Annotated in this window: 13 protein-coding genes; all 13 read right to left on the bottom strand. The window is 69.2% G+C overall.

The genetic code is table 11. From position 1 onward, the window contains the following. A complete protein-coding gene (locus tag D7X74_RS10255) occupies positions 1-1,533 on the bottom strand; it encodes a DUF6025 family protein (RefSeq protein ID WP_120532747.1) in 1,533 nt (510 codons plus the stop codon). Beyond that, positions 1,530-2,765, bottom strand: a complete 1,236-nt coding sequence (locus tag D7X74_RS10250) for an MFS transporter (RefSeq protein ID WP_120532746.1) — start codon at positions 2,763-2,765, stop codon at positions 1,530-1,532. Before D7X74_RS10250 ends, D7X74_RS10255 begins: the two co-directional genes overlap by 4 nt. A 51-nt stretch (positions 2,766-2,816) precedes the next feature. Continuing rightward, positions 2,817-4,193, bottom strand: a complete 1,377-nt coding sequence (locus tag D7X74_RS10245; RefSeq protein ID WP_120532745.1) for an LLM class flavin-dependent oxidoreductase — start codon at positions 4,191-4,193, stop codon at positions 2,817-2,819. 21 nt (positions 4,194-4,214) lie between these two features. Continuing rightward, positions 4,215-5,177, bottom strand: coding sequence for a D-2-hydroxyacid dehydrogenase family protein (locus D7X74_RS10240; RefSeq protein WP_120532744.1), 963 nt, complete (start codon positions 5,175-5,177; stop codon positions 4,215-4,217). Next, complete coding sequence (gene acnA / locus D7X74_RS10235) at positions 5,174-7,789, bottom strand: aconitate hydratase AcnA (protein WP_120532743.1); 2,616 nt, start codon at positions 7,787-7,789, stop codon at positions 5,174-5,176. Before acnA ends, D7X74_RS10240 begins: the two co-directional genes overlap by 4 nt. After that, entirely contained in the window at positions 7,786-9,234 is a 1,449-nt protein-coding gene (locus D7X74_RS10230) for a citrate/2-methylcitrate synthase (RefSeq protein WP_199741800.1), read from the bottom strand. The genes acnA and D7X74_RS10230 overlap by 4 nt, the downstream gene beginning before the upstream one ends. Further along, positions 9,231-10,913, bottom strand: coding sequence for an amino acid adenylation domain-containing protein (locus D7X74_RS10225; protein WP_120532741.1), 1,683 nt, complete (start codon positions 10,911-10,913; stop codon positions 9,231-9,233). The genes D7X74_RS10230 and D7X74_RS10225 overlap by 4 nt, the downstream gene beginning before the upstream one ends. A gap of 85 nt (positions 10,914-10,998) precedes the next feature. Further along, complete coding sequence (locus D7X74_RS10220; protein ID WP_147446532.1) at positions 10,999-12,201, bottom strand: hypothetical protein; 1,203 nt, start codon at positions 12,199-12,201, stop codon at positions 10,999-11,001. A gap of 540 nt (positions 12,202-12,741) precedes the next feature. After that, a complete protein-coding gene (locus D7X74_RS10215) occupies positions 12,742-13,944 on the bottom strand; it encodes a GNAT family N-acetyltransferase (RefSeq protein WP_120532739.1) in 1,203 nt (400 codons plus the stop codon). 83 nt (positions 13,945-14,027) lie between these two features. Next, complete coding sequence (locus tag D7X74_RS10210) at positions 14,028-15,209, bottom strand: DegT/DnrJ/EryC1/StrS family aminotransferase (protein ID WP_120532738.1); 1,182 nt, start codon at positions 15,207-15,209, stop codon at positions 14,028-14,030. After that, a complete protein-coding gene (locus tag D7X74_RS10205; RefSeq protein WP_120532737.1) occupies positions 15,197-16,315 on the bottom strand; it encodes a GNAT family N-acetyltransferase in 1,119 nt (372 codons plus the stop codon). The genes D7X74_RS10210 and D7X74_RS10205 overlap by 13 nt, the downstream gene beginning before the upstream one ends. A 36-nt stretch (positions 16,316-16,351) precedes the next feature. After that, positions 16,352-17,431 (bottom strand): gluconeogenesis factor YvcK family protein, encoded by a 1,080-nt coding sequence (gene yvcK / locus D7X74_RS10200; protein ID WP_120532736.1) that lies wholly within the window; start codon positions 17,429-17,431, stop codon positions 16,352-16,354. Positions 17,432-17,528: 97 nt separating this feature from the next. Further along, entirely contained in the window at positions 17,529-18,896 is a 1,368-nt protein-coding gene (gene exoE, locus D7X74_RS10195) for a polyisoprenyl-phosphate hexose-1-phosphate transferase ExoE (RefSeq protein ID WP_120532735.1), read from the bottom strand. Positions 18,897-18,936: the final 40 nt, after the last annotated feature.

The raw sequence follows: 18,936 nt of genomic DNA, 5'->3' as shown, positions 1-18,936 counted from the left end.
TCACTCCGGAGATGAGGGGGAGTTCGGGGAACGTGGGGGCTCGAGCAGCTGCACCAGCGCACCCACCACCCGGCAGGCCTGCGCCACGCTCAGCTCGCGAAAACCTTCGGGTTCGACAACGCTGCTGTGGACCGGCACCTCGCCGTCCTGGGCAAGCCCCCGGCGCGGATGGAACCGGCTCAGGAAGTACGAGGAAAGCTCCGGGCGGCTTCGCGCGAGCCAGCCCCGGACGACCTCGCTGACCGGGTCCATCGCCGCCTCGGGTGACACGTCCCTGGGGGGAGCAAGCCCCGCGAGCGCGTGGAACAGGTCGGCGACCAGCTCCGCGTCGCGGGGATGGCTGCTGGACGGGCAGAGCATGAACACGGCCGCAGGCGCCAGGATGAAGAGCAGCGGATCGAAGTCCTGGAAGTGCTTGATGAGGGTGTCGCAGATCCACTGCGCGCTCTTGATGGACGCGGACCGCGCGAAGTAGCCGGGCCGCACCGGCGGATAGCCGGCCATGTCCCGGGCGCCCCAGTGCAGGTGCGGGTTGAAAGGCCGGGTCATCGTCGCGCGGTCGACCGGCCCATCCGGGTAGTGCGTGTTCAGCATCGCCAGGAGCAGGGTCGCCACCGTCCCCGAAACCCTGGGGAGCCACCGGGGAAGCGACGCGACGTTCGCGACGAACCCCGCGGGGTCGGTCGCCGCCCGGTACGGAATCATGCTCGCGTCCACCAGCTCGGCGGCGCTCGCGTAGAACACCTCCCCCATCCGGTAGCCCGCGCCCTCCGGCTCGACGCCCACCCGCTGCATGCTCCCGTCCAAGCCGATCTGATGGCTGAAGAGATCGAAGAAGGCGTTGCGCGGATTCTTCTGGTGGCGCGCCGCCTCCAGCAACACCTCCAGCGCCGCGCGCACGGCGGGCTCGTGCGTGCGAAAGAACGCCTCCTCCTGCACGAAGGGGAAGACAGGATGGCGCTCGAGCCTCCGCCAGTGGAGCGAGACCACCGGAACACGCGTACCGTCGACCTCGGCGAGCACGAAGGGGGTGAACAGCGGAGCCTCCCGCGTTCGCCGAGCGAAGTCGGCCCCGTCCCAGGTGTAGAGCGGCAGCTCACGCCGCACGCCCTGATGAACGAGGGACCCCGGCAGGTAGACGGCATCTCCATTCTCGAGGCCGTGGTCCTCCGTGCGGGTGAGCGAGTAGATCAGCGGATAGCCCAGTCCGCGCTCCACGATGGCCTTGTTGAAGTCGAGCGCCCCCGCACGGCCCTGGACGATCTCCTCCCAGTTGCCGATGTGGCCGGTCCGCGGCGGTCGCAGCTGCGGCACCCGGAGGATGGCCTCGAAGAGCGTCCCCAGCGGAAGCTCCGTCTGTCCCAGATCCACCCAGTCGAACCCCCGCTTGCGCGACTCGAACTCGGCGACCGGGGTGAGCGGTCCGCGCCGCTTCCCGGCCACGAGTCGCGCCACCTCCCGCTCCAGCGCGAGCGCTTCGACGAGCTCCAGCGGAATGCCCCGGCCCATGTCCAGCGTGTCGAGCGGCATCATCCCGCGACCTCGTCATTGGGCATCCCGGACGGCGCTTCCAGGGGCCGCGCGAAGGCGCTCCGGAACGTCATGAAGACCGTTGCCGCTCCCAGCGCCGCGACCGCGCCGAACGCCAACCACATCGGCGCGTAGCGCGCGGCGCTGGAGGCGACGTCCAGGGCCCGGCCTCCAAGGTAGTACCCGAGCGTGCCCCCGATGGAGAGCGCGAAGCCCAGCAGGCCGAAGCCCGTCGCCAGCGAGCGCGAGGGGAGCAGCCGCGCGAGTTCATCATCGACCTTCGGTTCGACCACGATTTCTCCCACGGTGAAGACGAACACGCCCAGCAGGAAGACGGGCAGCCCCAGGTTCAGGGCGAAGAGCAGGAACGCGAACGCGAACGTCGCCAACCCGCCACCAACCACGACGTGGATCGCGTTGCGCGCCATCCACCCCGACAGCCAGAGCTGAAGGAGCACGACGGCGATCGCGTTGCTGATCCAGAGCAGCGCGACGGCGCTGCGCGAATAGGTCGCCTCGGCGACGAGGCTGACCGTGAACTCAAGCTGCGTGTAGAGCGCGAAGAAGAACACGAGCGCGCAGAACAACAGCAGGACCCGCCGATTGGAGAGGTCGCGCACGGCGACCGCCGGGTGCCAGGACGTCCGTTGCTCGCGCACCGCGTCCGCGGGCGCCCAGCCCTGGGCCGCCACCGCGAACACCAGCGACGTCGCGGCCGCGAGGAACAGCGCGAGCCGCATCGACGAGGCCGCGATCAACAGGCAGGCCGTCGGTCCGACCGCGAAGCCAAGGTTTCGCGAGGCGTTGCGAAGCGAGAGCAGGAACACCGGGTCCGCCTTCCCGGCGGCGCCCAGCAGCGCCTTCTTGCTCGCGGGGGTGAACAGTGCCGACCCGGCCCCCATGAGGAACACGCCCAGCAGCAACCCCGGGAAGCCCGTCGCCACGGCGAGCAGCACGTTCGAAGCGCCTCGGATGAGCAGGCCCGCCACCATCGTCCGGCGGGCCCCGAAGCGGTCCGCGGCGATCCCGGCGAAGACCGCCCCACCCCGCTGGCTCCAGAGCCGCACGCTGAGCAACGCGCTGATCTCCAGCACCCGCAGCTCCAGGCTCCCCTGGAAGAAGATGGACAGGATGGGCCCGACGTTCCCGAGCCCCACGAGGAACTGGCCGCCAATGATGATCCACGCCGCGAAGGGAATGGCCGCGAGCTGGTTCCGAAGATGACGAAGGTACATGTCGCGACCGGGGTCCGGGTGGAGGCGGAAGAAAGGAGGAAGTGCGGCGCCTCAGCCGGCACGCCGCTGGGCGTCCGGGGCGTCCACGTGCCCGGCACGGGGGTGGGCCGGCCGGGGAAGGCCCAGGTTCTCGCGCAACGTGCACCCCTCGTACTCGAGCCGGAACAGCCCCCGGCGCTGCAGCTCGGGAATCACCAGGTCGACGAACCGGGTGAGCCCGTCCGGGAGGTGGGGCGGCATGATGTTGAAGCCATCCGCGCCGTCGTGGATGAACCAGTCCTCGAGCTGATCGACGATCGTCTCCGGGGTGCCCAGGATGACCCGGTGGCCCCGTCCTCCCGCGACGGCGAGCGCGAGCTGGCGCACGGTGAGGTTGTCGCGACGGGCCTGCTCATAGACCAGCTGCTGTCGGCTCTTGCTGCGCTCGGTCGCCGTCACCTCGGGCAACGGCTCGTCGAGCGGGAGCGCCGAGACATCCATCCCTCCGAGGCGATCCGACAGGAGGCCCAGCGCGACCACCATGTCGATGCCCTCCTGGAGCTTCCCGTACATCTCCTCCGCTTCCGTCTGGGACCTGCCCACGACCGGAAACACCCCGGGCATGATCTTGACCAGCTCCGGATCCCGCCCGTGGCGCGCGACCTGCTCCTTCACCCCCCTGTAGAAGGTCTGCGCCTGGGTCAGCGTCTGGCTCGCGGAGAAGATGACCTCGCCCCACTGCGCGGCGAAGTCCTGTCCGTCGTCGGAGGCCCCCGCCTGCACGAGCACGGGGTAGCCCTGCGGCGAGCGCGCGACATTCAGGGGCCCCTTGACCCCGAAGAACTCGCCCTGATGCCCCAGGATGTGGAGCTTGTCGGGGTCGAAGTACCGCCCGGACGCCTTGTCGTAGAGGAAGGCGTCGTCCTCCCAGCTGTCCCACAGGCCCGTGACGACCTGCATGAACTCACGCGCCCGCCGGTACCGGGTCGCGTGATCGAGCTGGGTGTCGCGGTTGAAGTTCTTCGCCTCCGCGTCGGTGCAGGAGGTGACGATGTTCCACCCCGCCCGCCCCTGGCTGAGGAAGTCGAGCGAGGCGAACTTGCGCGCGACGTGGAAGGGCTCGTTGTAGGTGGTCGAAACCGTCGCGGTGAGCCCGAGCCGCTCGGTGGAGGGCGCGAGCGCCGCGAGCAGCGTCAGGGGCTCGAAGTGCACCATCCGCCCCCAACGGCTCAGCTCGTCGCTGTTCCGGTAGTGGGTGCGCACCCCGACCCCATCCGACAGGAACATCAGGTCGAACTTGCCGCGCTCCGCGGTGCGCGCCAGCGCGGTGTAGTAGCCCAGGTCCAGTCCTCCGTCCGCGCGCGCGTCCGGATGCCGCCAGGCCGCGACGTGGTGCCCGGGGGCGGGCAAGAAGGCTCCGAGCTTCATCTTCCTGAGGGTCGTTCCCATCTGAAGTTCCTCTCCTGCGGTTCAACTCAATTTGCGGATGGGCGAGCCGGCCAGGAACGCCTGGATGTCCTCGACCGCCTCGCGGAAGTAGGTGGCGTAGTTGTTCCGGGAGACGTACCCCAGGTGCGGCGTCGCCAGCAGCGTCGGCAGGGTCCGCAACACGTCCCCTTCCGGCACCGGTTCGACCTCGAAGACGTCCACCGCCGCGCCCGCGATCGTCCCGCGCGTCAGCGCTTCGACGAGCGCGGGCTGTTCGACAATCTGCGCGCGCGACGTGTTGATCAGGAAGGCCGTCGGCCGCATCCGCTCAAGCTCGGCACGTCCAATCAATCCACGCGAGCGCTCCCCGAGGACGAGGTGGATCGAAACGAAGTCGCTCGTCTCCAGCAGGGCTTCCTTCGACGCGGCGCGCGTCACCCCCACCTCCGCGGCCCGCGCGTCGGTGAGGTTCGGGCTCCAGGCGACCACGTCCATTCCAAACGCGGCCCCCACCTTCGCGACCTTGCTGCCAATCTTTCCAAGCCCGAGCAGGCCCAGCCGCTTGCCCTGCAGGTCGATCCCCACGGAGCTCTGCCAGGGCCCCGAGCGACGAAACGCGACGTTCTCGCCCACCACGTTGCGCGCGAGCGCCAGCAGGAGCGCCCAGGTCAACTCCGCGGGGGGCTCGGAGGAGCTCGCCGTTCCGCACACCGTCACGCCGTGCGCGGCCGCCGCGGCGACGTCGATCGCCGCGTTCCGCATTCCCGACGTCACCAGCAACTTCAACCGCGGCAGCTTCTCGAAGAGCGCCTTCGGGAAGGGGGTGCGCTCACGCATGATCACGATCACCTCGCAATCAGCGACCGCGGCGACCAGCGCGTCCTGCTGGGAGAAATGCTCGCGGAACACCACCACGTCCACCTGCTCGTGCAGGGGTGCCCAGTCGGCGATCTTCGTCGAGATGTCCTGGTAGTCATCAAGGATGGCGCAGCGCAGCTTCTTCATGTCGTCTCCAGTCCGTGGGCCCGGGACCCGGGCGCCGGGGAATGCAGCAGATAGGGGAGCATTCCACCGTGAAGATAGAGCGCAAGCTCGCCTTCGGAGTCGATCCGCGCGGTCCCCTTGAACTCGAACAGGGTGCCCTCACCTCGCGCGTGGACGTGGATGCGGGCCCGGGGTGAGTGGACGTCCTCGAAGCTGAAGCGCTCGTGGCCCGTCAGGCCCAGGTCCCACCAACGGTCGCCGGGCTCGAACTCGATGGGCAGGATTCCCATGGCGATGAGGTTCGAGCGGTGGATCCGCTCGAAGCTCTCGGCGATCACCGCCCTCACCCCGAGCATCCACGGCCCCTTCGCCGCCCAGTCTCGCGAGGAGCCCATCCCGTAGTTGCGGCCCGCGAGGACGACGAGCGGCGTGCCCGTGGCCCGGTAGGCCTGGGCCGCTTCGAACACCGGCATCACCTGCCCCGAGGCGAGGTGCACCGTGTCGCCGCCCCGGAGGCCGGGCACGAGCAGGTTCTTCAACCCGGAGCTGGAGAAGGTCCCCCGGGCCATCACCTCGTGATTCCCCCTTCGGGAGCCATACGAGTTGAAGCGCGTGGGCAGGACTCCGCGTTCGGAGAGGTAGCGGCCCGCCGGAGACCGCTCGGAGATCGCCCCCACGGGAGAGATCTGATCGGTGCTCACGTCGTCGCCCAGCGCGACGAGGGCGCGAGCGTCCGTCACCGTCCTCGCGCCGCTGTTCGCGGACAGGTACGGCGGCCTGCGGATATAGGTGGACGCCTCCTTCCAACTGAAGACGTCGCTCGCGAGTGGAGCGTCGTCCCGGCGCGCCGCATCGAACGACGCCAGCCGCGCCCCGGCGGTGAAGACGTCGGGGCGCACGCTCGCGGCGACGATCCGTGCGACCTCCTCGCTCCCAGGCCAGATATCCCGCAGCGAAACAGGCCGGCGCTCCGCGTCGAAGGCGAGGGGCTCCCGGTCAAGGTCGACACGGACGTTGCCCGCGAGGGCGAGCGCGACCACCAGCGCGGGTGAGGCGAGGTAGTTCGCGCGGGTCTGCACGTGGACCCGCCCCTCGAAGTTCCGGTTGCCACTGAGGACGGAGGCGACCACGGCGCCCGAGCGCGCCAGTTGCTCCGCGACGTCACTCTTGAGCGGACCGCTCCCCCCGTTGCAGGTGGTGCAGCCATACCCGATGACGTGGAAGCCCAGCGCCTCGAGGGGCTCGAGCAGACCGGCCTCCCGCAGGTAGCGCGTCACCGCGGGCGACCCGGGAGCAAGGCTCGTCTTCACATGCGCCGGCACCCGGAGCCCGCGCTCGACCGCGCGGCGCGCCAGCAGCCCCGCGGCGATCATCGACGTCGGGTTCGAGGTGTTCGTGCACGAAGTGATCGCCGCTATCACGATGGCGCCGTCCGACAGCCCGGGAGCGGCCGGGCCCTCCACGCCAGCGAAGCGTTCGAACGAGCCGCGCAGGCCACCGAGCGACACCCGCTGATGGGGAGCGCTGGGGCCCGCGACACACGCTTCGACCGTGCCGAGATTGAACTCGAGCAGGCGCCCGAACCGGGGGGACGGCGCCCCCTCCTCCCAGAGCAGACCCTGACGGCGGCAGTAGGCCTCGACCCGGACGACCTCCTGCTCGGCCCTCCCCGTCAGGCGCAGGTAGTGGAGCGTCTGGGCGTCGACCGGGAAGAAGGCCAGCATGGCGCCATACTCGGGCGCCATGTTCGCGACGGTGCACCGGTCGGTCGCGGACAGCCGCCCCAATGCCGGACCGGTGAACTCGATCCACGCGCCGACGACGCCCTCCGCGCGGAGGCGCTCCGTCAGGGTGAGGACCAGGTCCGTCGCGGTGACGCCCGGGGACAGCTCCCCCGACAGACGGACCCCGATGATGGGCGGCACGCGGGTCGTCACCGGCACCCCGAGCATGATCGACTCCGCCTCCAACCCACCGACGCCCCATCCCAGGACGCCCAGGCCGTTCACCATCGTGGTGTGGCTGTCGGTGCCAATCACCGTGTCCGGCAGCAGCAGCGGCGCTTCCACGGACTCGTCCGTCGTGACGACCGAAGCGAGCCGCTCCAGGTTGATTTGATGGACGATGCCGTTGCCGGGGGGGAAGACCCGCATGCGGTCGAACGAGCGGGAGGCCCATCCCAGGAACGCGAAGCGCTCCTCGTTTCTCAGCAGCTCCTCGCGCTCATTGCGCTCCTGCGCATCGGGCACGCCCGCGACATCCGCCTGGAGCGAATGGTCGATGACCACATCGGTCCGGACCACCGGGTTGATGCGTCGCGGGTCGCCGGCACGCTCCGAGGCATGGTCGCGCATCGCCGCCAGGTCCACGAGCGCCGGAACCCCGGTGTAGTCCTGCAGCAGCAGCCGCGCCGGCCGGAACGCGAACTCGATCCCGGCCTCCTCCCCGACCGCCAGCCGCCGGGCGCACGTGAGCGCCAGCTCGCGGGACTCGTTGCGGAGGATCGACTCGAGCAGCACCCGCCCCGAGAACGGGACGGACGCCAGGTCGATGCCCGCCTCCTCCGCGAGGAGGCGCAGGTCGTGCAGGCGGTACGACACGCCTGCATGCGGAAAGTCCGAGGTGCCCTTCAAGACTGCCCCCCAGGGCCCGGATGGGCGCGACTGGCGGCGCCAACGTAGTGGAGCAGGGGCCGGATCAAGACGTTGTTCGACTCCTGCTCCCGCGCCTGGGCCACCCAGCCGGCGATCCTCCCCGCGACGAACATCGGGACGGCGAGCTCATCGGAGAGGCCCAGCATCCGGTACAGCAGACCGACGTAGAGGTCGACGTTCGCCTCGATCCCATGGCGGGCATACGGCCTCATCGCTTCCACGAGCGCGGTGATGATCTCGAACCCCCGCATGTCGCCCTTCCGTGAGCTCGCTTCCCGCGCGGCATCGCGGAGCGGACCGACCCGCGGGTCCTCGCCCCGGTAGACCCGATGGCCGAAGCCCATCACCGGCAGCCCCTGCTCGAACTGACTTGCGACGTAGGAGCGTGCGCGCTCGGGCGTCCCCACGACGTCGAGCACCTGGGTGACCGCCTCCGCGGCCCCGCCATGGATCGTTCCCGCGAAGACGGAGATGGCCGCCGTGATCGCGGCGTGCATTCCCGCGCGACAGCCCACCGCCACCCGGGCCGTGAACGCGGAGGCGTTCGAGCCGTGATCGGCGTGAACAATGAGGTCGGTGTCGATGAGGCGCTCATCCAGGGCGCTGGGAGCCTCCCCCCTCACCAGATGGAGCAGGTAGCTGGCGTGCGAGGTGCCCGGGGCCACGAGCGGCAGGGGCCGCCGCTCGCGGGCGGCCTGATGCGCCGCGATGAGGAGGGGAATCTGCGCCACCAGCCGCACCCCCTTGCGGAGGCTCGCCTCCTTCGAATGATCAGCGCTCTCCGGGTCCAGCGCGCCCAGGGCGGAGACGCCGGTCCGCAGCGCCTCCATCGGGTGGGCGCTGGCGAGTGAGCCCACGAGCGACAGCACGGAGGCAGGTACCGCTCGCGCCGCTTCCAGCTCGCGGCGAAAGGCCGCGAGCGCGGCCGCACCCGGCAGCTCGCCCATCACGAGCAGGTACGTCGTCTCCTCGAACGACGAATGCTCCACGAGGTCGCGAATCGCATAGCCCCGGTACTCCAGCGCGGACCGCTCCCCGTCGATTCGCGCGATCGACGTCCGGTCGAAGTGCACCCCCTCGAGCCCGCGGTGAATCGTCGGAGCGGCCGCGGCCTGCGGCCCCTCCCTGGGTTCGGAGCCAACCCCCACCGCCTTCGGCGCGCCTCGCCCCGAGACGCCGCTCCGGACGAACTCGCGAATGGCCTTCACCGAGCTGAGCTGAACGCGCAGCTCCCCGTTGATCCGGAGGCCAAACGCCTTCTCCAGCGCGACCATGAGGACGACGTGCTGGAGCGAATCCCACTCCACCACGGACTGGTACTCGAGCTCGTCGGTGACGGCTTCCGGGTCGAGTTGGAGGACGCTGGCGATCAGCGCCTCGACATCCAACGTTTCCGACGGTTCGCTTGCTCTGGCTGGAATCACAGCTCAATCCTGGTGGGTAGGGATGAGGGGGCCTTGGCCCCCAAAACGTCCGCGCGCCGCTCCTGGCTCCACAGCTCGTGGATGCGCTCTTGAAGGGCCCCGCGGTGGATCTTCCCGTTCGCGTTCAGCGGCGGGTCCTCGATCACCGCGATGACCCGCGGGACCATGTAGACAGGAAGCAGCCGCCGGATGACCTCCAGCACGCGCTTCGGTTCGACCGCGCCCGTCGCCACCCCGAGGATGGCCTCGGGGTGCGCGACCGAAGGCCACGGCAGGGCCACCGCATCGACACACCCGGCGCGGCGCATGGCGGCCTCGACCTCGCCGAGTTCGACGCGGTAGCCCCCCACCTTGATTTGATGGTCACCCCGGCCCAGGTACACGAGCGCGCCCCCCGGCATCCGCTTCACCAGGTCGCCGGTGCGATAGAACCGCAGAAGCCGTCCATCCGCCCCCACGCGCTCGAACGTCCGCTCCTGGGTCAGCTGGGGCGCCCGCCAGTATCCGGTGAAGGTTTGCGGCCCCGCGACGCAGAGCTCGCCGGCCTCGCCCTCTTCGACCTCCACCAGCGCCTCGTTGACGACCTGCCCCGTGAGCCCCTCATAGAGCTGCCCGATGGGAACGAGCCCCTGCACGCATTCCGCGGGAGAACGGGCCGGGTCCCACCGGTAGGCCGCGCACGCGATCGTCAGCTCCGTGGGCCCGTAGAGGTTCTCCACCACGGAGTGAGGGGCCGCCTCCTGCCAGGCCTCCGCGCTGGTCACCGGCAGCGCCTCCCCACAGAACAGGCTCCAGCGGAGCGAGGGCATCGAGCCGGGCTCCAGGAGCTTCTGGCGTTGGCAGAGCGCGGCGACCGAGGGCACCGAGAACCACACCGTGATGCCGCGCTTGCGGACGAACTCCGCGGGAGCGAGCAGCTCGATGGCTTTCAGCGGAACGACACACGCCCCCGCGCCCCAGGCCATGAAGAGATCAAAGACCGAAAGGTCGAACGTCAGGTCGAACGTCTGGCTCACCCGGTCCGCGGGCGTCAGCCCGTAGCGCTCGCGATTGACCCCGAGGAACGCGAGCACGTTCGCGTGGGTGATGGGAACGCCCTTGGGCTGCCCGCTGCTCCCCGAGGTGAAGAGCAGGTAGGCCCCCCCCTCGGGGGCGGCGGCGGGCAGTGTCGCCAGCGGCTCCGCGCTCGCGAGCGCCTCCGGCCCGAACATGACGGCCTCCGGCAACGACCGCCCCTCTCCATCCGGGACGAGCAGCGGGACGGGCCGCGTGCACCCGGAGAGCACCTCGCACGCCTGCGGCAGTGCCTCGGCCTCGACGATCACCGCATCGAGTTCCGCCTGCTCGAGCATCGTGCGGGTGCGCACGACGGGGAACTTGCGGTTCAGGGGGACGAAGGCCGCGCCGGCATAGAGGCTCGCCAGGATCCCGACATAGGCCGTGAGCCCCCGGTTGGCGAGCACGCCCACCCGCGCCGGTGTCCCCCCGGAGGCCTTCAGCAGAAGCCCCGCCCATCGCCGGGCCATGGCGTCCAGTTCGGCGTAGCTCCAGCTTCGCTCCTCAAGCAGGAGCGCCGGGCAGTCCGGAACCTGGGCAACGCTCCAGAGGAACGTGTCCCGGAGGGTGACGGGCGGCTCCGTCACCGGCAGGCGAAAGGCATTGGTATCTCGCTTCGACATCTGCCCATCCATTCAGGGACGAAAGGGGGCCACCCCGCGCCAGCGCGGGTGGGACGACGTTGACGATGTGGACGACGAACGGTGCTCAGCCGATCCGACGGGTGAGGCTCATTGATTTGAGATTGCAATCAATGGCGCGGATCAGGCCCCACTCCTCAAGGTACGGCTCCGGGAAGCCAGGAGCGCCGAGCGCGGCATCCGCGTCCCGCGCGTGGATGTAGTCAACCCAATCGTGGGAGTTGGGGTGACGGTGGTGGAAGTCGTGACAGGGGGTGTCGCCGACGAGGACACAGACCCGCGCGAGCAGGTGCGCCGCCATCTCCCCGCTCCAACGCAGCCAGGCCACCCAGGAGCCCTGCGCCGGTGGAGGCGAGGCCAGGAAGACGGCCACGGTGGTGCGGCAGACAAAGCGCTTGTCCCGCGTGAGCATCAACGTCGCGTCGTCCGGGAACCGGTGCTCGGCCGCCAACCGGAGCGTCGCGCTGATGTTGTACAGAAGCGTCGCGGGAATCACATAGGCGACGACGAACTCGAGCCAGAGCCCCGCGTGCCCCACGCCCCAGAGCACCAGCCCCCAGAACGTGAATGCGATCAGATTGTGCAGTGTATATTTCGAGCAGAAACAAGAGGACAGCCGGTCCAACAGCCAGCGCAGGTGGAAGAAGGGCGAAAGCAGCCCGATCAGCAACCGCCGCCAGAGGTCCCGTTTGGGAAGCCCCGCCGCGAGGTTCGAATACCCGGTCAGGAACTGGATGGTCTCGTCGGAGGCGGTGAGCAGGCGTTCATTGCTGTGATGGAGCGCGTGATCCTTGCGGTATTGCCAGAACGCCTTGACGACAAGGACAATGGAGATGGTCGTTCCCAGCACGGAATCCCAGCGCCCGTCCTTGAAGACGTTCCGGTGAGAGCAATGATGCATGATCACCACCTGGAGCTTCCGGACACACGAGAGTGTCATGGCCCAGCCGATGGGGATGGCCCAATAGGCACCGGCCCGCAGCGACACCGCGGAGAGGAATATCCCCGTCAGGAGCAGCAGCCAGGCCTGGAGGACATGCCCTCCGGCGGTCCACTTCCGGGGCCGCTCTCCTTGATATGGCTTTCCTGAGATGAGCGTGATCACCGGCTGGATGAAGCCCGGCAACGCCTGATGGAGAGCACCACGCACGTCAACCGCGTCCTGACTGGGAATGGGCTGTGCCACTTCCATCAACCCAGCCGAAACGGATTGAGTGGAAGTCGGCGAGACATCACTACTCTCTTCGAGCGATGACACTGAATGCATCACGAGCCCACTCCTGAAGGGCTGGCGGTCTCACGGCCTGAGAAGGGGCCGGAAACGCCATCCGCATGGCTCGTTGAGCGTGGACATGGCCACACATCACTCGCCCCCTCAATCCCCCTCGTGTCGGCCCCTCCGACCCGAGTCGCGGGCAAGAATCCACTGGCCATGCGGGACTGTCAAGCGTCTATCAATGGGCACAACCCAAGTCGTTGCGCCGTGACAGGTATCTCCCGGAGCCGGGCAGAAGCCATCCAAGAGTGATTGACTGCCTGGATCTAACCCCTGACGTCTGGCACCACGAAAAGGCACCTGGGCTTTCGGAACGCGGGACGGCGGCGGGAGCAGGCCTGCTGCCCCTCGCCACCGACCCTGTCCATCCCTGCCTCATGATTGTGTCTGGAGGACGCGCCCGGAGGCAGAGCTCCTCACCGCGTCCCTCACAGACACTTCCGGCGGCCCCTCCAGGGGGCGGGTCGGGATGATCCCTCCCCACGGCTTGAAGCCGTGGCGGGACCTTCACCGTTCCGAAGGCCCGGAGGAGGGCTAATGCACCGCCGCCTTGCGGCGACGCAGCCGGCGCACCTTCTCCACCAGCTCATCCGACAGCACGCTCTTCACCGCGTTGCGCGCCTTGCGGGCCAGCGCCTCGGACTGGGTGAACCACGCACCGCCGATGCCCGCACCGTGCACGCGCAGCGACACCGTCTGGCGCTGCTTCGTCACCCAATCCGCCTTGTAGGACTCCGTGCCTCGCAGGAAGTCGTACTCCGTCAGTCCCAGGTCGATGGCGTCCTTGAACGTCTCGCCCACCAACACCAGGCCCACGCTGCGGTTGCGCCACGCCGGATCATAGCCGGACTGGAAGTAGATGAACGACTGTCCATGCAGGATGCCATACACCGAGGCCACCGCCTGGCCTCCCACCTTCATCGTGTACATCCGCAGCCGGCCCCGCTCCGCCAGCAATTGCGTCGCATCCCGGTGGAACGCCTCCACCCCGGCGCCCTTGATGCCCTGCGACCCTCCATCCGAGGACCAGCGCAGCGCATGCAACCGGAAGAAGTCCGTCATCGGCCCGGCCAGATTGCCCGGCGCTTCCGTGCGCTCGATGCAGTAACCGTCCTGCTTCTCCAACCACTTGCGTCGGCGCAGGTAGTTGTCCCGGCGGCCCGTGCGCTTCAGGAACGCGTCGAACGGCTCGCCCGGCACCAGCGTCTCATACGGACAGACATACCGGTCCGTCTTGCGCACGTTCGCGTCGCCAAACACCTCGCGCGCCACATCCAGCGTCAGCGAACCCTCGCGCAGGTCCGTCAAATCCAACACATCCCACTCGTCGCGCAGCCCCTGGAGCACCTGGAAGAACGCGCGCGCCACCTCCGCCTCACGGCCCTTGCGCGCCACCACGTCCAGGTAGTCGCTGCCCACGTGCGTCTCACCCAGGAAGCCCAGGCGCCGCACGCGCACCCCGTTCACCCAGCGGTGCTCCAGCCCCAGCGGCAGCAGGCCCACCAGCGTGCCCAGCCTGTCCCGGGCCGTCAGCACCAGCGGCCGCACGTCCGGCGAGATGCGCCGGCACCACGGATACAGCCATTCCCAGGCGTTGAAGGGGCCGGCGGTGCTCGCGTCCAACAGCGCGTTCCACTCCGCCCGCATCCCCGACAACTGCGAAGCACTGCCCACCGCCGCCACGTCCAACCTCGGCGCGACCTGCGGCCCTGCCGTCAGCTCTTCTTCGCGGATCACCGCGTCACCCTGATGCCTTTCCCGATGCACCGCCACCTGGCTCCCGTCAGTTATTGCAACCCGGGAGCCAGCCACCATCCCACTCATCCCGTGCGCTGGCTCGGACGGCGCTCCGCCTTCAGCGCGTCCCGAACCGCCTCCGCCACCTCCGCCATCACCTCCGGCGACAGGTCCTGATGGCAGGGAATCTCCAAGATTGTCCGCCGCAGCTGCGCGACCTCCGGGAACTCCGACGGGTCGCACGCCGGATGAAAGCGCTTCCAGAAGTCGATGGCGTCGATGCCCCGGTCGCGAAGCCGCGCCAGCAGCGCTTCCTTGTCCTGCACCACCATCGGGTAGAACAGCGGGCACACACCCGGCGGGAGCTGGTTGAACAGAGGCGGCGACACGTCGCGCAGCCGGCCCAGCAGGAAGAAGTAGTTGCGGCGGCGCGCCTCGACGATGGCCTCCAGGTCCTGCGCCAGGGCAATCCGCTTCGTCAGCGGGCTCATGCCCAGGTCCACGTGCCTGCGATCGAAGTGCTGCGTGCCCGTGGCCACGCGCTGGATGCTCGCGGCCTTCACCGTGCCGTGGCCCACCGAACGCACCAGGCCTCGCAGGCCCCGGCCCACCGCCCCCCCGCGCAGCTCCAGGTTCTGCAGCAGCGCGGACACGGTGTGGCTGAACGTGGACGCCAGCGGCGGCGCCGGAGGCTCCGGCAGGCTGTACTGACGCGGGCCGTTGACGACCAGGGCCCCCCCATTGGGCACGGGAAGCGTCTTGTACAGACAGAAGATGCCCACGTCGCCCGTGGTGCCCAGCGGCGTCGCGCCGTCCGACGACAGCAGCGACAGCGCGCAGTCCTCGATGAGCGGGATGCCGTGCTCGTCCGCCAGCTTGCGCATGGCGTCCACCGGCCCCGGGAAGCCCGCGTAGTGGATGAGGTAGAGCGCCTTCGTCTTCGGCCCGATGCGCTTCGCCACGTCCGCCAGGTCCACGTCCCAGCGGGCGCCCACCCGGTAGAAGCGCGGCGTCGCGCCCGCGTCCACCACCGCCTCCACCTCCACGCCGTGGTGGTAGGAGGGCATCAGCACCTCTCCGCCATCCAGGCGCAGCATCTTCATCGTCAGCCAGACGGCGTTGCGCGCGAAGTAGAAGTAGCGCGCGCTCGGCGACGAGAACGGGGGCAGCGCGCCGGGGCGGGCGTTGGACAGCAGCATTCCCGGCCACAGCGTGGGCAGGGACGGAACGAACAGCTTGTTGTCGGACGTCTTCACCGCTTCCATCGCGCCACCGCCTCTTTCGCCGCCGGTACCCACCGGAACTTCGTCGCGCACAGGGCACGACTGAAGGCGGTGTCATTGAACACGTAGAGCCAGGTGTGCTTGCGGACCTCGTGGGTCCAGTCGCGCTTCCACACCATGTCCGGCCCCAGGAAATCGAACTCGGTCAGCCCCCGGTCCAGGCAGGCCCCCAGCACCTCTTCCATCAACAACTGGCCGGGGCTGCACTCCTTCAGGCTTTCGTCGTAGCCAGGCTTCAGGAGGAAGTAGCGCTTGCCGTATTCCAGACCGTACTGGAACGCGACCGCGCGCCCGTCCAGGCGCAGGAAGTACAGCGCCAGCCGCCCGCGGTAGGCCGCGTCGCGCGCCAGCTCCGTGTAGAAGCCCCGCGTCTTCCCGTCCTGCGCCATGGCCGTGCCGCGCTGGCCCTTCCAGCCGCTCTGCTCCAGCAGCAGCCCCTCCTCCAGCGAGCCCTCCAGATCCAGACCGCCGGTGACGCACTCGAAGGTGACCTTCCCCTTCTCCTCCAGCTTGCGGCGCCGCCGGCGGCAGTTCGCCTTGAACTTGGACGGCAGCGACGCGAAATACGCATCCTTCTTCGCGGGCAGCGTCACGTAGGGAGACTGCAAGGACTCCCACCCACCCACCGGCAGGCCGCGGCGCTTCGCCTCGTCCACCAGGCGGAAGCCCACCCCGCCCTCCGGCACGTCCGTCAGCCGCAGCACGTCCCAGCCGCCCGTCTGCTTCAGGTGCGTGAGGAACGCGTCCGCCGCCAGTTCAGGATCGCTTGCCAGCAGATCGAAGCGGCAGGAGTGCGCATTGGCGGCCGACGTGAGCTGGCGGACCGGCATGCCGTACATCGACGTGCGCTCCTCCACCAGCGGCAGCGCGGCGCTCAATTCGCCGTCCGGGCCTCGCAGGAGGAGGACCCGCATCCGGCTGCCCGCGGCGAAGTTGTCCAACCACAGCCGCAGGAACTCATGCCGGTAGAACAACTCGTTGGAGGTGGTCTCCACGAGCCGGTTCCACTCGGCTTCCAGGGACATGAAGGCCGCCCGGTCGTTGACTTCCACGACGTGCGGGTCGGCACGGAGGTTTCTGGCTTCCATAGGAGCGGGACCCAAGGTGGTGACGGGCGGACAGGCCTACAAGCCGCTGCGGGCCATCTTCAGCAGGCAGGCGGCGACCTTGCGGCTGTCGTGTCGGATCTTGGACCCATCCTTGAGCAGGTCCGCCTGCACCGGGATGACACCCGACGACAACAGCTCCCGCGTCTCCGCCGTCACGAGGAACGAGCCCTTGCGCGCATAGCGCTGGATGGACTCCTCGTTCGGCTGCCGGCCATTGACGAGCACCGCGTCCAGCACCGGCCCGACGTGTTCAATCACCGCCTGCACGTGGTCCAGGCAGTTCATGCCGTCCGTCTCACCCGGCTGGGTCATCAGGTTGGCCACCATGACCTTCAGCGCGCGCGTCTCCTTCAGCGCCTGGGCCACGCCGTCCACCAGCAGGTTGGGCAGCACGCTCGAGTACAGCGAGCCCGGCCCGATGGCGATGAGGTCCGCCGAATAGATGGCCTCCAGCAGGCCGTCCACCGGGGGCGGCGAGCGCGGGCTCAGCGACACGCGGCGCACGCGGCCGTGGGCGCGGCAGATGTTGCGCTCGCCCACCACCTCCGTGTCGTCGTGCATCTGCGCGACGAGCTGCACCGACGCGAGCGTGCTGGGCAGCACCTGGCCCTGCGCGCCCAGCAGCTCCCCGGACAGCCGCACCGCCTCCAGGAAGTCACCCTTCAGCTCCGCGAGCGCGGCGATGAGCAGGTTGCCCACCGCGTGGCCGGCGAGGCCCTTCGCGCCGCCGAAGCGGTACTGGAAGACGTCCTTCAGCGCGCTCTTGCCACCCGCGAGCGCCACCAGGCAGTTGCGGATGTCGCCCGGGGGCAGCGCGCCGTGCAGCCGGCGCAGGCGGCCGGAGCTGCCGCCGTCGTCGCTCATCGCCACGACCGCGGTGATGTCCACACCGGGCTGACCGGCCTTGGGCGTCGCGCGGCGGGCAAGCCCACGCAGCACCATCGGGAGGCCCGTGCCACCGCCCATCGCGACGATGCGCGTCGGGCGGTCCTTCGGGGCCTGCAACAGCTCATTGCGCTCGGCGTTCTGCTGCTTGAGCGCGTCGTCCTGGCTCCAGGCTTCCGCGAACGGCGCATCCACATCCATGCCGACCATGTTCCGACCCCCTCGCCCATCCCAATCCATGGCTGCTTACCCTTCGCATCCCGGCCTCCCCCGACAACCGGAGGCCGCGGATCATGACTGTTGCTGACTACCGAGCACCCCGCCCCAACAACACGTGCCGGACGGTGTGGAAGATAATGCCGACGTCCAGGAACAGCGACCCGTTCTTCACATAATACAAGTCGAACTCGAGCTTGTTGCGCGCGTCCTCCACGGAGGCCCCGTAGGGGTAGCGGATCTGCGCCCAACCCGTGATGCCCGGCTTCGTCGCCTCACGCACGCCGTAGAACGGAATCTGCTGCTTGAGTTGCTCGGTGAACACCGGGCGCTCCGGACGCGGCCCCACGAAGCTCATGTGGCCCAGCAGCACGTTGAACACCTGGGGAATCTCATCGATGCGCGTCTTGCGGATGAACCTGCCCACCCGCGTGACGCGGTCGTCGTTGGAGCGCGCCCACACCGCGCCGTTCTTCTCCGCGTCGGTGCGCATGCTGCGGAACTTCCACAAGGGATAGGTGCGCCCCGCCAGGCCCACGCGGTCCTGCCGGTAGAAGATGGGGCCCTTGGAGTCCAGCTTGATGGCCAGCGACACCAGCACCAGGAAGGGCGAGGCCAGGATGAGCAGGAGCGACGCCACCGCCAGGTCGAACACCCGCTTGAAGGCCCGGCGCAGGGGCGACACCGTCATCTCATCCGCGAAGGCGAAGTCGCTCGCCCGGAGGAACTGCACCGGGATGCGGCGCAGCACGCGCTCGCAGAAGCCCGCCGCCTCGTACACCCGCCGCCCGTCCAGCCGGCAGCGCAGGAGCGCATCCACCCAGTTGGCGCCGCGCATGTCATCCGCGGCCTGCACCACGTAGGAGGCATTGAGCCGGGCCGCCATCGCGTCCAGGGGCTCGTCCACCTTGCGCGGGTCCACCAGGGCCACCACGCGGAAGGAACCCTCGCCGCCGGCCTCGATGGCGCTCGCCACCGCGCGGGCCTTGAGGCCATCTCCAATGATGAGGACCGCGTCGGGTTCACCCACCAGGGCGCGGATGGAGACGCGCACCGCCAGCGTGCCGGCCAGGGCGCCCATCGCGCCGCCCAGGAGCGTGCCGGGAGGCAGGGACACCGGAAGCGCCAGCGGCAGCAGCAGCATCACCCCGCCCGCCACCATCGCGGTGACGCCCGCGGCCTTGAGGAAGCGGTAGCCGCGCGTCCGGTCTTCCGCGGCGACCCGGAGGTCATAGAGGTCCAACAGGTACAGCGTGAACTGGAAGGTGACGACGAAGGCCAGGCCCAATCCCACCAGCGTCGGCCACAGCGTGGCGAGCGGCGGCCAGGTTCCCGGAGGCGCGAAGAGGGCCGCGCAGGCCGCGGCACCCGCGACACAGGCCAGCGCGATCGCCGTGCTCTCGGCGAGGAAGAACGTCAACTTCTTGGCTGAAAAGTAGTGGTGAAAAACGCGAAGCACGTGACTCCTCCAACCCCGACCCGCCCACTCCACTCCAGGC

The sequence above is a fragment of the Corallococcus sp. CA047B genome (assembly GCF_003612065.1).
GTDB lineage: Bacteria > Myxococcota > Myxococcia > Myxococcales > Myxococcaceae > Corallococcus > Corallococcus praedator.
Note: the sequence above shows the minus strand (reverse complement) of the source record. Positions and strands in the feature narration are given on the sequence as shown.